The sequence below is a fragment of the Bradyrhizobium sp. IC4060 genome (genome assembly GCF_020193715.1).
GTDB lineage: Bacteria > Pseudomonadota > Alphaproteobacteria > Rhizobiales > Xanthobacteraceae > Bradyrhizobium > Bradyrhizobium yuanmingense.
In genome coordinates, this window is the sequence record NZ_JADYVJ010000003.1 from 91,612 (window position 1) to 105,996 (window position 14,385).

Annotated in this window: 13 protein-coding genes; 12 read left to right on the plus strand and 1 reads right to left on the minus strand. The window is 58.3% G+C overall.

All coding sequences use genetic code 11. From position 1 onward, the window contains the following. The first annotated feature begins 127 nt into the window (after positions 1–127). The 3 genes from I6F16_RS12265 (at position 128) to I6F16_RS12275 (ending at position 3,150) form a co-directional block, all read left to right on the plus strand. Positions 128–823: a nodulation protein NolW gene (locus I6F16_RS12265; protein ID WP_225173767.1), complete on the plus strand. Its 696-nt coding sequence runs from the start codon at positions 128–130 to the stop codon at positions 821–823. Positions 824–1,128: 305 nt separating this feature from the next. Beyond that, complete coding sequence (locus I6F16_RS12270; protein ID WP_225173768.1) at positions 1,129–1,995, plus strand: hypothetical protein; 867 nt, start codon at positions 1,129–1,131, stop codon at positions 1,993–1,995. A 951-nt stretch (positions 1,996–2,946) separates the two neighbouring features. Beyond that, positions 2,947–3,150 (plus strand): hypothetical protein, encoded by a 204-nt coding sequence (locus tag I6F16_RS12275; RefSeq protein ID WP_036014843.1) that lies wholly within the window; start codon positions 2,947–2,949, stop codon positions 3,148–3,150. 662 nt (positions 3,151–3,812) lie between these two features. Here the strand turns inward: I6F16_RS12275 and I6F16_RS12280 are convergent. After that, positions 3,813–5,258, minus strand: a complete 1,446-nt coding sequence (locus I6F16_RS12280; RefSeq protein WP_225124634.1) for a DUF1521 domain-containing protein — start codon at positions 5,256–5,258, stop codon at positions 3,813–3,815. 921 nt (positions 5,259–6,179) lie between these two features. Between I6F16_RS12280 and I6F16_RS12285 the strand changes: the two genes are divergently transcribed. From I6F16_RS12285 to I6F16_RS12325, 9 genes are all read left to right on the plus strand, one after another. After that, positions 6,180–6,488, plus strand: coding sequence for a hypothetical protein (locus tag I6F16_RS12285; protein WP_225124635.1), 309 nt, complete (start codon positions 6,180–6,182; stop codon positions 6,486–6,488). A 42-nt stretch (positions 6,489–6,530) separates the two neighbouring features. Next, the gene (locus I6F16_RS12290) at positions 6,531–6,722 is read left to right on the plus strand and encodes a hypothetical protein (protein WP_036014847.1); all 192 of its coding nucleotides are present in this window, start codon (positions 6,531–6,533) and stop codon (positions 6,720–6,722) included. 115 nt (positions 6,723–6,837) lie between these two features. Continuing rightward, complete coding sequence (locus I6F16_RS12295; protein ID WP_036014848.1) at positions 6,838–7,731, plus strand: hypothetical protein; 894 nt, start codon at positions 6,838–6,840, stop codon at positions 7,729–7,731. Positions 7,732–7,764: 33 nt separating this feature from the next. Beyond that, positions 7,765–8,301, plus strand: a complete 537-nt coding sequence (locus I6F16_RS12300; protein ID WP_036014850.1) for a hypothetical protein — start codon at positions 7,765–7,767, stop codon at positions 8,299–8,301. A 2-nt stretch (positions 8,302–8,303) separates the two neighbouring features. Then, positions 8,304–8,732: a hypothetical protein gene (locus tag I6F16_RS12305; RefSeq protein WP_225136083.1), complete on the plus strand. Its 429-nt coding sequence runs from the start codon at positions 8,304–8,306 to the stop codon at positions 8,730–8,732. A 9-nt stretch (positions 8,733–8,741) separates the two neighbouring features. Continuing rightward, positions 8,742–10,835, plus strand: a complete 2,094-nt coding sequence (gene sctV, locus I6F16_RS12310) for a type III secretion system export apparatus subunit SctV (RefSeq protein ID WP_036014853.1) — start codon at positions 8,742–8,744, stop codon at positions 10,833–10,835. 117 nt (positions 10,836–10,952) lie between these two features. Beyond that, positions 10,953–11,456, plus strand: coding sequence for a tetratricopeptide repeat protein (locus I6F16_RS12315; RefSeq protein ID WP_225173769.1), 504 nt, complete (start codon positions 10,953–10,955; stop codon positions 11,454–11,456). A gap of 116 nt (positions 11,457–11,572) precedes the next feature. After that, positions 11,573–12,445: an Effector protein NopP gene (locus I6F16_RS12320; RefSeq protein WP_225173770.1), complete on the plus strand. Its 873-nt coding sequence runs from the start codon at positions 11,573–11,575 to the stop codon at positions 12,443–12,445. A gap of 456 nt (positions 12,446–12,901) precedes the next feature. Beyond that, entirely contained in the window at positions 12,902–14,350 is a 1,449-nt protein-coding gene (locus tag I6F16_RS12325; RefSeq protein ID WP_225173771.1) for a pitrilysin family protein, read from the plus strand. The last annotated feature ends 35 nt before the right edge of the window (positions 14,351–14,385 follow it).

Sequence of the window (14,385 nt, forward strand, 5' to 3'; positions counted from 1 at the left end):
GTTCATAGGCTGGCGAGCTGACGAAAACCTGACGGAGATCGGTCTGACTACGTCATCTAAAGATCACTTTTCGCTTTCAGAGCTAGGACCAAACTCCAACTTGATGATGAGCGGAAGGCGTCCGGGAATGCTCGCGCGACCCACGATCGTACATATTCTAAAAAGAATTCTTTGTGCCGGCGTTTTTGTCTGTATCGGGATAATGCGCTCGTCTGCTGCATCCCTTTCGCTGCCGTCCGCCCCTTATAGCTACACTGTTCTCGATCAGGATCTTCCTGCGGCGCTGCAGGAGTTCGGCAACAATCTCAATATCAGGGTCAATGTCAGCGCCGAGGTCAAGGGCCGGATTCGCGGACGAATGCCGGACCTGCCGCCACGAGAATTCCTTGATCGTTTGACTGCCCTGTACAATCTTCAGTGGTATTACGACGGGCTCGTCCTTTACATCTCCGCCGCCCACGAGGCGCAAAGCCGGCTCATCGTATTGAACCCGATCAGCTTCGATGCGTTCACCTCCGCCCTCCACGCGCTCAACATCTCGGATGAGCGCTATATCGTGAAACCGGCTCCGGGAGAGGGCCTCATCCTTGCTTCTGGCCCACCCCGATTTGTTGCGCTAGTGGACCAGACCCTTAAAGGCCTTGTGGCGGAAGCGCAGGCCCGGCGCGGCCCCGTCGCAGCCGAGAGGCCACAACGCGAGCCGGTTTTGATGTTGTTTCGCGGTTCCTCGAGCACGGTCTTGCGAGACGGGCGGCCGGAAGGTTCTCCCGAAACGCCGCACCATGAGGGCACTTTGCGCGAAACCGGTCCAGGCCAGAAGTGAGGTCGAAGATGCAAAACCGCGCCGAGCAAAGTCGGTCCGTCCGGCGTACGCCTATATTCATCCGATCGTCAGCTTTTCGAAAGCTACGGTCCCCAGCATGAGCCTGCGAGGTCTGGACGGCTGCCTTGCTTGGGGCAACCCTGATAGAGGGATCAGAGACCAGGCGCTCAAGGGAAATTAGGTAGTGCTGTCTTTGCAGGCGGCGCGAGTATTAAAAATCAATGTGGGCCTCCGCACGTGTGCTTCCGAGCTAGCCGAGGCTTCGCGTAACTCGATGCGCGTCATCAGTTGGAAGGAGGAACAGGGTGGATTTCAATGCAGTCGCCCCGGCGAATACGAGCCCGGAGCCCGACGCAGCACGGACGGCTTCAGATGCAACCGAATTCGACCGGCAGCTCAGCGACGCACAGGCTCCCGCTTTGGCGCAGGGCGTCGCCCATCCACTGCTGCAGGGCGAGGCTTATTCAGCCTATCTGGACGCGGGCCATCCCTACTCTCCATACTTTGATACCGGACACCTGTATCCGCCTTACGAAGATTTAGCGCATCCCCATTCGCCAGACTCGGGTTGGCAGGATAATCTAAATGCCGCGCCTGCGGCTGTCGCCGCGCCTGAGCCGGAAAACGGCGGGCAGCATCTCTCGCCGCAGACCATCGCTCAGGCGATCGAGGAACATCCCGGCTTCGATCAAGATCTGATATGGCAGAATCTGGATGTCGACCCGTCTGATGCCGAGCCACGGCACAGTGAGCCACAAGCGGGCCCATCGCATGCAGGACCATCGCACACCGCCCCTTTTCAGGGTGAGCCGTCGCACGCCGGCCCCTCCCATGCCCGGCCATTGCAGGCGGGACCGGCCCAACCTGGGTCTTCCGCAGCTCCGCCAGAACTTTCCGAGTTCCGTCTGTGGGACGGACATCTCGCCAAGGACTATTGGGTGTTTACGCCTCAAACAGCCACCGGCGCTCAGATGGACATGCTGGAGCGCAGCGGAGTGAAGCCAAGCAAAGACAACCCGACAACAGTTTTCGCCATTCTCGGCGTGCCTCATACGGCCGAATGGAGAGAGGAGGACTTCATTCGTCTCACACCTTCGCTAGATCCGACCCTTTGGCCTGAAGAGGGAGGGCAAGACCAACCTCTAGATGCGGAAGGTCCGCCCATCCCCTAACGGCTGCAGCCGTGCAACGGAAGGGCGATCTCCGCGGGGCCGACAAAGACTCAGAGATAGCAGGACACCTGGTGAGAGGCGAGCTTGCCGGCGGGTATTCGCGGCCACCCTTCTCTTTTCCGGCCACTCCTACTGCCAGACCAGCTCGCGAGGGGTAGCGGCCAAATCAAAGACCGCGCGAGCCGAATGCGTGAAACAGTTCTCAATGGTCCGCTGAGAGGACCCGCGAGTACGGTGCGATTTAAGAGCACCGCGAGACGATCATGCCGTCGAGATGAGGGTAAGGGCGTTCCGGATCAGGAGAGTCAGGGTATGACCGACCCCCTGAGCACCTTCAACATCGAAGTGCTTGCTCTGCCGCTTGTCCGCCGTTCCTTGGCGAACGATTGATCATTCGCAAAACGAGTACTCTAGCATCCGGCGGTAACGGCCTGCTGATAACAGCTCTCAGTGACGTATGCCCGCGGATCATCCAAAGCATGATCATCAGAGATCGACGGATTGATCCGCGAAAACTCTGTTCGGCACCCCAAGGTCTCTCATCTCCTTTTTGCAGCCGGGCCAAAGCAGCCACTTGCACGCGATGGCCTGTTTCAGAAGCCGGGCAAGGCGCACCTCCGTCGATAGCTTTTTAGCTCGTATCGTGAGACAGAGGCCAGCTCTCTACGGCAGCCCAGCGCAGATGCCCATCCGATCCACTGGCCCTCAGTCGCGCCTGGAGCCGGACCGATGCGCGCCGATGTTCCTGGAGACAACAGCGGCTGAATGATTCGAACCGGCACCGTCCTTTGCGCATCAAACTCGAAAGGCGCGGAGCCACCCGAGATCACTGAGCGCAGGAATCACAGCATTAATCCAGCCTCACTCTTCGTCAGCTTCTTGCAAGCTGTCCCTGCTAGAACGGCGGGAATAGGTCATCTCGCGGCGCCGCCGCTATCTGGGTTTTATGACATGGACACAGGCACAGCCGATATCGCAGCAACGGCGCCAGAAGCTGGCACAAACACCGACAACGCCGCGAACGGCGGCGACAACTCGCCCGCAGCATTGTTGCAGCGAGCCTTCGAAAAGGCTCTGGTTGCCGTCGCCACCCAGGTCATAAGCGATTCCCAGTCAGATATGGATGACGCTATGAGCGAGCTAGATGATGGGTGAAGGCCCGGATTATCAGACGCGCACAGGGAAGACTCTTCGGAAGGCAAGCCGAATCGAGAACGACCGGGCGAAGCAGCCGACTTGGCAAACCAGCCGCTAGACGCGTCTTAGGTGATCCTCCAGGTTGGCGGTGCGGCTGGTCGCAATCCGATCGCACTGGGAACTCTCGGAAGACGCCGCAGCGTCTAGCTTAGGCGGGCATAGGCCACACTCTTCGATGCGGATTCATCGAGTGCTTTTCAGTCAGCAGGTTTCAAGCGGAACCAACCGCTTCCCCATTGATGATCAATTCCGTCAGCTGGCTGTCCTGGATCGGTTCTGCAGCCGCCCGCGACATTGGGCGTCAGAGAGACCCTCTGAGATCATAAAGTCGGCAGCTTTGGCGCTCGCTGCGCGCATACCAGCACAGCTCCTGGACCGCTGAGACCAGCATCGAAAAATGTTGCGGGTACCTGATCAGTGAGGTCATGGCTGGTCTGTCGGTACGATTGACGCCCAAGCTTAGACAGCCCCGATCGCGAGATGAGAGCGGCGATCCAGATCGATACGCCGCCGCACCTACTATCTTCATCTGCCTCGCCGAACACGAAAAGCGGGCGCTAACGCCCGCTTCAGTGACTTACCCGACAAGCTGAGAACGCTTCGCCAGGCTTGCGGCCAACTCAAGCGTCCGACGGTGTGCCTGGATTCTCATTGCTGTCGATGATCGCCTGGTTAACCTGGCGTCCAGACCGATCGACCCAGCCCGAGCCTGGTTGTTCATAAATCGTCTGGGCTCCATCCGAAGTCAGCTGATCAAGCGTACGGCCCGCATTTGACTGCGTCACCTTAAGGTTGTTCTTACCGTCGAAGCGGTCTCCAAGCCCTTCGACGACCATGGCATTGTCGCCGTTGGTAATGGTCAGCTTCGAGGCCATCGTTTTGCCGTTGCCGATATCAACGGTGTCGATGGTAATTTTCGTGCCGTCGTCGAGCTGGAAGGTCATGTTCTTTTTGAAGTCAAAATCGATCTTGCCGTCACCGTCGGCATCGACGTGGGGGTCGCCGTGGATCGCTGTGATCTTGCCCGTTTGATTGTTGCGAATGAGCACCGTTCCGTCACGTTCGTCCACCAGCATCGAATACTTATCACCAAGCTTGATCTCGGCCCTGCTGCCCCTGACCTCATGCGACCAGACTGGCGCCGGCTGAGACGACTGCGTCGGTGCCTGGGCGACCGCAACAGGCACCATCGCAAGAGGCGGCGGCGGCGGAGGAACGAAGAAGACGGGGGCGGTAGAGGCAGGCGCTGCGGTTGCATACTGGTAGTTACCAGGCCCGCGCCCTTGTTCGCCTGCATCGATGCTCGCCTGATTCACCGCGCGTCCGGCCCCATCGACCCAGCCTTGGCCACTCTCATGGATCGTTTGGGCACCATCGGACGTCAGCTCGTCAAGCGTCATACCAGCATTGGACTGCGTCACCCTTAGATTGTTTTTGCCATCCTTGTCGTCGCCGAGCCCCTCGACAACCATCGCGTTATGGCCGTTCGTAATGGTAAGCTTTGAAGAGATGGCCTCACCATTACCGTAGTCGACGTTATTGACAGTAATTTTCGTGCCGTCGTCGAGCTGAAACGTCATATCCTTTTTGAAATCGAAGTCATCTTTGCCGTCTCCGTCGGCATCAACGTGGGGATCACCATGAATTACCGTGACATGACCAGTCTGGTTGTTGCGAACTGTCCAGGTGCCATCCTTTTCATCGGCCGTAATCGTGTACTTGTCCCCAAGGTTGATCGTGGCCTTGCCATCCTTGACCTCATGCGTCCACACCGGATCCACAGCAGGCTCAGAATTTTGATTCAGCTGGCTCATCAGCATGGTGGGAGGAGGAGGCGCCATCATGTACGCTTGGGTCGTAACGACGGCTGGCGTCACGACGACGGGAACGGCGACCGAACTGACGAGGGCTGGTGAGGCTACCGGTAGGTACTGGTAGCTCGCCGGAGCATACTGTCCCAACAAGGCGTTGAAGGCGGGAGTGACAACCGCGCCTTCTGGCACCACTCCATTCATCGAGTCGGGCGCGCCCACCACCGGAAGACCGGCCACGGGAAGATACGGCATTTAGTTTACTCCTGTTGCATAGACGAAATCTGTAAAACTGCGAGCGCTACGCATAGTCAACCAAGGTACGCAGCTTCGATTTGCATGAGAACGCACCATTAGCTCATCCGAACGAACGACTGCTTCTCTTGCCAGAACCACCAGCCCTAATGAGATCTTCCTCTCGCCGCACCACGGTAACCGCACGATCACATCACGCGCATTTAACTCACAAAGACTGTAGCCCGAATACCTGTCGAAAAGCTGACGACGATGAGCGAGCGAAGCCGCACGCACTTTGACATCGATCGCATGTGCGAGACGCATCCTTCGCTAAGCTGTATCGCAAGCTTCAACGCTCCTGTCCGCAAGAATCGTCTGGTACCAGATGTGCCCCTATGTCTTCGCGATACGCCACGTCTGCGGTTATCAACGAGTCATCCATCCTCACCGAGCAATCAGCGCTCCCGCCGGTCGTGCACATCATCTGCGAGGAGCGATCCATCGGTTGAGCACGCGCGCGCACCAGGCTCTCCGGCATTAGGATCTTCGCGGAACCTGACTTTTCGCAAGCCGCCCATGTTAGCCAAGCGAGTCAAGCGCGGACTGAGACCCGCACAACTCTATGACCTTATCCCGCTTCCGCGCTCTATCCGGCAGGCCACGCGCCTGTGCAGGGTCCGCAAGGTAAACTCATTCCTGAACGCGCAGCTAAGCACCATCCAACCCGGCCTTGACCCAAGCCGATTATAGGCGGGGCTGGGAACGCCCGGGCGAGCCGGTGATTGCGAGCAGATGCAAGGCTGCCGCAAAAGATCAACCCACTCGCCTCAACATGAGACTCGTCAGCTTTTCGAAAGCTAGCGCCCCTAGCATGAGGCCGCTGAAATCTAGGCGAGCAGTCGTCTATTGAGCGCAACAAGACGAGGATAGGAGAATGCGATGATCGGAGAAATGATCGGAAGCGCTGCCGGCGGATACCTTGGCGGCCCTGCCGGAGCGGCCATTGGTTCGGCACTGGGCGGGACCGTGGACAAGGTCTTTGACAAGGTGGTCCACACCTTGGTGCCCGACGAGGGTAACTACTATAAGGCCGCAGACGACAAAGACGCCGGCGACAAGAGCGAGGTACAACCCAAGTCAGATACTCTCAGCAAGAGCCCGGAGCTGAACCTTGGGCTCAGCACGCTCGGCGGTACGCCCATGTTCCTTTCGATTCCTGCGATCATCTCGCCGGCCCACAACTCGTAACAAGTCAGAACCAAGGTTATCCTAACAGAAAGGTAAGTAGACATGGCAGTTGACAATGTTGGCGGAAATGGCGGCGCTGCTGGTGCCCAGCCGACGGGCGATACGGGCTTCCAGAACCAGATGGCTGAATTCGAGCGTGTTAGCCAGAAAGTTCAGGCCCAGGCCGTGGCAATGCGTCGAATCACGACCGAACTCTCGTCCGAGAAGAAGGTCGCCGACGAGCGCGTTCAGTAGTTCTGCAAGACGGGTGGCTCACCGCGTTGCTACCGTCGCCGCGCTGTGAATGACGAAATCTGGATGAGCCGTACGGCACTGCCGTACGGCTTCTCTCGTTATTCAGGAGGTTATCGTGAACGACTCTGTTTCGCTCGAGTTCGAGGTGCTTTCGGGGCTCTATACCGGGCTCAAGGGAAAGGCAGCGGGCGGCGAAAGCATTGTTGGCAGCGGCCTCGATGCCGACATGATCTTCGTTGAACAAGGGCTTGAACCGCATCACCTTCGGATCATCGCGCAGCGCGATTCGATCGAGGTCGAGGCGCTCGCCGCCAATATCAGCATAGACGGCCTCGCGAGCATCACTTCAGGTGAGAGCGTCAGAGTGCCCCTACCCGCGGTCATTCATGCTGGCGCGATGTCCATCCGCTGGTCGACAGAGGATGTCCAGCCACTTGCTTCGAGCAAGCGCTCTCGCAGCTCGATCATCGCACTCAGCCTGGTTCTGCTCAGCTCTGTCGTGATCGGCACCGTCTCAATTATCCTCTCCCCCGGCGATAGAGCGGTGGTGCCAAGTACCCAGTCGTCGCGCGCCGTCGAGATTGCCACTAAGCCAACCGTCGATCATTTCGATCCGAGAGCTGCTGATGAAATGGCCCTATCGCTGCGGCAAGAAATCGAACGAGCGGGCCTTCTTGACGTTAAGATCGGGCGCGGCCCCGGCGTTGTGACCGCGGAAGGCACAATTGCGCCGAACCTCGTCGCAAAATGGAAAGAAATCCAGCAATGGTTCGATCGTCAAACCAACGGTACCACGACCCTTGTGAATGCTGTCACGGTGAAAGAGGAGAAGATGCCGTCTTCGATTGCTGTCCAAGCCGTCTGGCGCGGAAGCGAACCTTATCTGCTTATTGCCGGACAGAAGTATTTCGTCGGCGCGCTCTTAAGTAATGGATGGACCGTTGATCGAATTGAGGATGGACGTGTTCTGCTCAGTCGCAACGGCCGATCTGCCGCTTTGCCATACTAAGGTCTCTACCCTGCAAGAAAGAAGGAGAAGGCGATGGCTAGGCTGCCCCAGCACTCTGTAGGGCCCGGCACCTCATCGCAGGGATTAGATGCGGGCCAGCACGCACCGGTCATCGGCTCGCCTCCCTCGCGAGGTGATAAACTCGAAGTCGGAGGCGTCCATGCGGATAGCGGCACGAAGCGCGCGTCGTGGCGGGATGCGGTTTCGCATGATCTGCCAATTGATGGTGCGAGCGAAGCGGCGCTCGAGGTCAACTCCGTCGGCGCCATCCAGCGCGTCACTCTATTCGAAAGCGAAGCAGGAGCAAATGAGCTAGATCCGCGCGCGGTATTGGCTTCGCTCTATGGTCCCAATCTGTCCCGCGGACTACTCTCCTTCGTCGTTCCACGCCTCCGTCATCCGGACGTACTGCGCGCCGACAAGCATGGTGTTCTTCTGGAGCGCTTGACGCGAACGTTGGAGGCGACGCCGAATGACAAAACGGCGCGAGAATGTTTGGCAATCCTGCAGCAGGAACTACAGCGGCTATTAATGCTCCGGCAAAATCAAAACAGCTTAATCAAGGGCTAGCCATGGTCGATCCTGATGGATTGCAGCATGTGCCCGCTCCCCTGGAGCCAGAAGTCTCCAAATCCGGCGATATTCTGTCGATCTCCGGGCCGGAGCGCGACCTGCTTTGTGCGCTCTCGTATGTACATCTCGCGTGCGGGCAGAGCGCACAGAGTCTGGCTCTGTTGCGAATTGCAGCTCGCGAGCATTCCAACGACGTCGGTTTACTCCGCATCCTAGCTTACACGCTAATCTCCGAGGGCCTTGGCGACGAAGCACTCCACGTGTTGGACCGGCTGGACGCACTCGATACGCAACCCTCTTCCCGCATACCGATGACCCTGTTGCGCAGCCACGCCCTGCGTCACGCTGGCCGCATGCCCGAGGCTCGCGAGGTCTTCCAGCGCTATGTGTCACTGCGCGCGGGCAGGGCCCTCATCAAAAAGCAATAGGGATCTACCATGGCCAACGTCTTGCGTGACTTCATCGTGCGCGCTCCGGCCCACCCGGATTTCATGGTTGCCTTGATGCTGCTTCTGGCGATCGGCATGATGATCATGCCAATCCCAATCATCGTGATCGACATGCTGATCGGCTTCAATCTTGGGTTTGCCATATTGCTGCTGATGGTTGCCCTCTATCTCACCACACCGCTTGATTTTTCGTCCTTACCGGGCGTCATCCTGATCTCCACCGTATTCCGACTGGCGCTAACGATAGCAACAACGCGGCTGATCCTTGCCGAGGGCGACGCGGGCAGCATCATTCACACATTCGGCGACTTCGTCATTTCAGGGAATATCGCGGTCGGAATCGTCATATTCTTGATCGTGACCATGGTGCAATTCATGGTTCTTGCCAAGGGTGCCGAACGCGTCGCAGAGGTGTCTGCGCGCTTCACCCTTGACGCGCTACCAGGCAAACAGATGGCGATCGATGCGGAACTGCGCAACAGCCACATCGATCAGCACGAAGCACGTCGCCGACGTGCCGCCTTGGAGCAAGAGAGTCAACTTCATGGCGCGATGGATGGTGCCATGAAGTTCGTTAAGGGAGACGCGATCGCCGGGCTAATCGTGATCTGCATCAATATGCTGGGCGGAATCAGCATCGGTCTGCTCTCAAAAGGTATGTCGCTCGATGAGGCGCTGCATCAATATACGCTTTTGACGATCGGTGATGCGCTCATTTCGCAGATTCCGGCGTTGCTGCTGTCAATTACCGCTGCGACCATTGTCACGCGCGTCAACGGGCCCTCCAAGCTCAAACTCGGCGCCGATATCGTTCACCAACTTACCGCAAGTACGCAGGCGCTTAGGCTAGCCGCCTGCGTCTTGGTATTCATGGGGCTCGTTCCCGGCTTTCCTTTGCCCCCGTTTTTCGTGCTGGCCGTCCTGTTCGCTGCGGCAAGCTTCGTCAAGGTCGGCACCAAAGGCGACAAGCCTGCCGCTAAAATAGGAGCTAGCGTCGCTGCTTCGGCGCCGGCTCCCGCAGCGGCCCAGAAGCAGCCCGTACATACGGAAGCACTTCCGATCGCGTTGTTCCTTGCACCGAACCTGACGGATTCGATCGACAAAGACGAGCTGGAAGAGAGCATTTCGCGTGTTTCAAGGCTCGTCTCGGCGGACCTTGGCATCACCATTCCGCGCATCCCGGCCCAGATCGGCGAGAGCTTGTCCTCGTCGCAATTCAGAGTGGATGTCGATAGTGTGCCAGTTGAGCGCGATGTGATCAATCCCGGGCACCTGGTGCTCAACGACGATGTGGCCAACATCGAGTTGAGCGGCATCCCCTTTCAGCAAGACCCGGAAACGAATCGGGTCTGGATCGAGGAACGGCATGCAGCGGCCCTCAAGGCCGCCGGAATCGGATATCATCGGCTGAGCGAAGTTCTTGCCTTACGTCTCCATTCCACATTGACACGCTATGCACAGCGCCTGGTGGGTATCCAGGAAACCCGCCAATTGCTCGCCCGGATGGAGCAGGAATATCCTGACCTGGTGAAGGAGGTGCTGCGTACGGCCACCGTCCCTCGGATCGCCGAGGTCCTGCGCCGATTGCTCGATGAAGGCATTCCAATCCGCAATACCCGCTTGCTCCTGGAGGCATTGGCAGAATGGAGCGAGCGCGAGCAAAACGCCGTCCTGCTCACCGAATACGTTCGTGCTACCTTAAAGCGGCAAATCTGCTTTCGGTATGCGAACGCCCATCGCGTCGTGGTCGCCTTTATCATCGAGCGCGAGAGCGAGGAAATCATCCGCGGCGCAGTACGGGAAACTGCCGTCGGCCCATACCTCGTCTTGGATGAATGGCAGAGCGAAAAGCTGCTTGCACAATTTCGTCAGATCCATGCGACCATCGCGCAAAGTAAGAGCCAGCCTGTCGTCCTTGGGTCGATGGATATCCGGCGTTTCGTACGCGGTTTTCTCACGCGCAACGGGATCGACCTGCCTGTTCTATCGTATCAAGATCTCGCCGCCGACTTCACGGTCCAACCGATTGGATCCGTCAAGCTTCCAAAGGCGCCTTCCTCGCTTCTCACAGCTGCAAACTAAGAATGGGCAGCGCTTCCTCGTGAGTAACCTATGAGATCAAATAGAATCACGCGCCGCCGGTATTTGTGCTGCGCCAGTCCAGGGCCGCGGCCGGCTCTGCTTGCGATGCTGGCTAGTGTGCTGCTCGCTGGCTGCGCTGCCGGGGATAAACATGGCCTTTCACCGCAGCAGACGTCCACATCTGACCTCGCACACAGCGAAGAGATCGACCCTGCGGTGCGCGAGCGCATTTCGCACGCGCTGGGCCGAGATCCTGATGAAGGGGCTCTGCGCGATGCATTGAAGCAACAGCCGAACAACATCGATGCGGCGATTCCTCTTGCGCGAGCCCTGCTGGCAGCCAACCGTCCGGATGATGCGCTCGAGGTGCTCGACGGCGTATTATTGGCAGCCCCTGGCGACCTGCGCGCATTGAATGCCAAAGGGGTTGTTCTCGATCACGAGGGCCGCCATCAGGAGGCCCAAGAACTATACCGCCAAGCTCTCGCAGCGGAACCCGCAAACCCGATGCTGCGCAACAATTTCGGACTGTCCCTCGCCCTTGAACGCAAGACGGAGGCCGGCGATGCCAGCCCAGCACCGCAGGCGGGCGGCCGGAACGCATTGGCTCGTTCAAGATAGCGTGGCGATAAAGAGCGGGGCGGAATAGCGAAGTGATGCTCAGCTTGCCGACAGCTCGGCTTACTATGAACGCGGAACCTCAACCGGAGCCCCCGTCGATACAAATGGAAAGTGTTATGTTTCAGCACACCGTCAATCTATCTAGTAGCGAACGTGCTTCCGAGCCCGATGAAATGAGAACGAGCGCGACCGATGACTCTTCCTCCTACACGGATCGCCAAAGGTTCTCGGATGTATTCTCTACTCTGAATTTGGCGCCATCGATCTCCTCTCCTGATGCAAGTTCGCCGGCAGTTCCGCCATACGCGATGGTTGAAGAGCCGCCGGTCGTTGAAATCTCAAGATCTTCATTCGAGAGGAAGCTGGTGGACTTTTATGGAGCAGACATAGAGGATATTGCTGCTAATCCGCAGCGATACTCTCGCTGGGTGTCCCAAAAGGCTCAACGCACAGCGGACACTGCGTTTCGCTTCGGCATCAAGTCTATTTCGGAGAAAGCGCGATTTTTCAGCTATCAGCTCGGGAATAAGAGCGTCGGGCTTCTCAGAACGGAACCCGGAGGTCGCATGAGCGAGCTGTTCAAGGGCAACAATGATTGGCGCAAACAATTTCCTGGGCGAGATCAAATCACCTCAACGACAGCTTTCCGGGTTACCCATCCGCTCGTCGATAACGCGGGCGATATCTTGCTTGAACATCAGCTCCAGATCGACGGTAACGAACCGCTCGTTCTCTCCCACTCTTCCAATCCGGAAGCGAAAGCCCGCGCAGCAGCGTTGGGCTTTCTTGAGGTAAGTGACTCGATGATGGTGCTCGATCCCACCAAGCACGAGGACAAATGGAAGAACAAAGAAGGCAAATGGCAGCGAGCGGGTAAACCGCCTTTGTATCTTGCCGCGACTGAAGACAATAGCAGCAATGCCAAGTGTACCGAAAGTGTGGCAAAGCCCGCGAACGATCCGTATGATGATGACTATGACTTTATGTAGAGCGTACACGCACCACATGAAGAGCGATTGGCCAGATCGACTTTGGTGAGGTCAGGCTCGCACTGGATAACCTAATCCGCTCGACCGATAATCTACGCTATTCTGGCACCTTCGTCCTGGACTACTTCGGCGCAGTGTACTCCAAGGAGCTGCTCGCCGACTCCCAGCTCGCGGCCATGATAAATATTGTCAAGCTACTCATCTTCTAGAGCGAGATGTGTGATGGCGAGCCTGCCGGGTGTTGTGCCGACGTCATATCGCGCTCGATTGACCTGAAGTCTCCATTGGACGCGAAGTTCTCCTGACGCGTTGTGCGCAACGTTGTTCTGTGCCGTTGCGTACGCGAGTCCGTCGATTGGTCCGGTTTTTGCTCCACTGTTTGCCAAGACGAGGCGCGGCTCCCCGCCATGTCGGATTTTCTACCATAATGACCACTGTGGAACGAAAGGCGATGCCATGAAGAACCGGCTTTCGGTCACCGGCAAGGCGGCAGGCACCGCCGCTGAAGCCTCGGAGTCGACGACGCGCACCGCCCCGGCGGTCGAGCGCATAACTGAGAATGGCACCGGCTTATACCTTCCTGACGAGGCTAGCGTCTCTGCCGGCACGGTCAAATCAGATCGACCAGCAAGCTTCACGCTCCAGAACGGCCTGCAGGTCGTCGTGATCCCGGATCATCGCACACCCGTCGTGACTCAGATGATTTGGTATAACGTCGGTTCCGCGGACGAACCGCCTGGCAAATCGGGGCTCGCGCATTTCCTCGAACACCTGATGTTCAAGGGCACATCCAAACATCCGGCGGATGAGTTCCGCAAGGCCGTGCTGCGCGCCGGCGGCTATCAGAACGCCTTTACCGGATTCGACTTCACCAGCTACTTCCAGCACGTGCCTCGCGAGCACCTCGGCAAGATGATGGAATTTGAAGCCGACCGCATGACTGGTCTCATTCTCAACGACGAGGATGTGCTGTCCGAGCGCGACGTCGTGCTGGAGGAATTCAATATGCGCGTCGCCAACCAACCAGGTGCCCGGCTTGCTGAGCAGATGATGGCGGCGCTTTACCTCAACCACCCCTACGGCCACCCCATTATTGGATGGCGCCAGGAAATCGAAAAGCTTACCCGCGAGGACGCGCTTACCTTCTACAAGCGCTTCTATGCACCCAACAACGCGATCCTGATTGTCGCTGGCGACGTAACCACCAAGGAAATGCCCTCGCTGGTGAAGGAGACTTTTGGCGGCATCCCCGCGCAACCCTCGATTCCCCTGCAACGCCTGCGGCCGCAGGAGCCGACGCCGGCCGCGCAGCGCAGAGTGACGTTGGCCGATTCCCGCGTCGAGCAGCCAGCCCTGCACCGCTATTATCTCGTACCGCCGGCTCGCACCGCGGCCGCGGGGGAGGGTCCGGCGCTTGAGGTGCTCGAGCAGTTGATGGGCGGCGGTGTCAACTCATATCTCCATCTCTCGCTTGTCGTCGAAAAGCAGCTCGCGGTCACTGCCAGAGCGAGCTACCAATCTGCCGCACTCGACCCCTCGCGATTCGAGATTTCCGCCATACCAAAACCTGGCGTCCACCTCAGCCTGATCGAGCACTCCATCGACGAGGTAATCGCCGACATTGCCCGTAATCCCGTGAGCACCGAAGATCTGCAGCGGGCGAAGGCGCGGCTGATTGCGCAAGTCACCTACGCCCAGGACAGTCGGGAAATGCTCGCGCACCGGTATGGCCGCGGCCTGACGACGGGGCTGTGCATCGAGGATATTGAACGCTGGCCGGACGACATCCGCGCTGTCGGTGCACAGCAGGTGCACGAGGCCGTGCGGAAATGGCTCGACAAGAAACGAGCGGTGACCGGCTATCTCATCAAAGAGTCTACTCCACAACACTGGGAGAAGCCCTAGTGATTTATCCGATCCTTCTCGGCGGAGCGTCGCTC

Excerpts from the sequence above, each read along its gene's own strand:
- I6F16_RS12320 (WP_225173770.1), top strand. The coding sequence starts at position 11,573 with ATGTTTCAGCACACCGTCAATCTATCTAGTAGCGAACGTGCTTCCGAG.
- I6F16_RS12325 (WP_225173771.1), top strand. The coding sequence starts at position 12,902 with ATGAAGAACCGGCTTTCGGTCACCGGCAAGGCGGCAGGCACCGCCGCT.
- I6F16_RS12300 (WP_036014850.1), top strand. The coding sequence starts at position 7,765 with ATGGCTAGGCTGCCCCAGCACTCTGTAGGGCCCGGCACCTCATCGCAG.
- I6F16_RS12280 (WP_225124634.1), bottom strand. The coding sequence starts at position 5,258 with ATGCCGTATCTTCCCGTGGCCGGTCTTCCGGTGGTGGGCGCGCCCGAC.
- I6F16_RS12265 (WP_225173767.1), top strand. The coding sequence starts at position 128 with ATGCTCGCGCGACCCACGATCGTACATATTCTAAAAAGAATTCTTTGT.
- I6F16_RS12305 (WP_225136083.1), top strand. The coding sequence starts at position 8,304 with ATGGTCGATCCTGATGGATTGCAGCATGTGCCCGCTCCCCTGGAGCCA.
- I6F16_RS12290 (WP_036014847.1), top strand. The coding sequence starts at position 6,531 with ATGGCAGTTGACAATGTTGGCGGAAATGGCGGCGCTGCTGGTGCCCAG.
- sctV (WP_036014853.1), top strand. The coding sequence starts at position 8,742 with ATGGCCAACGTCTTGCGTGACTTCATCGTGCGCGCTCCGGCCCACCCG.
- I6F16_RS12285 (WP_225124635.1), top strand. The coding sequence starts at position 6,180 with ATGATCGGAGAAATGATCGGAAGCGCTGCCGGCGGATACCTTGGCGGC.
- I6F16_RS12275 (WP_036014843.1), top strand. The coding sequence starts at position 2,947 with ATGGACACAGGCACAGCCGATATCGCAGCAACGGCGCCAGAAGCTGGC.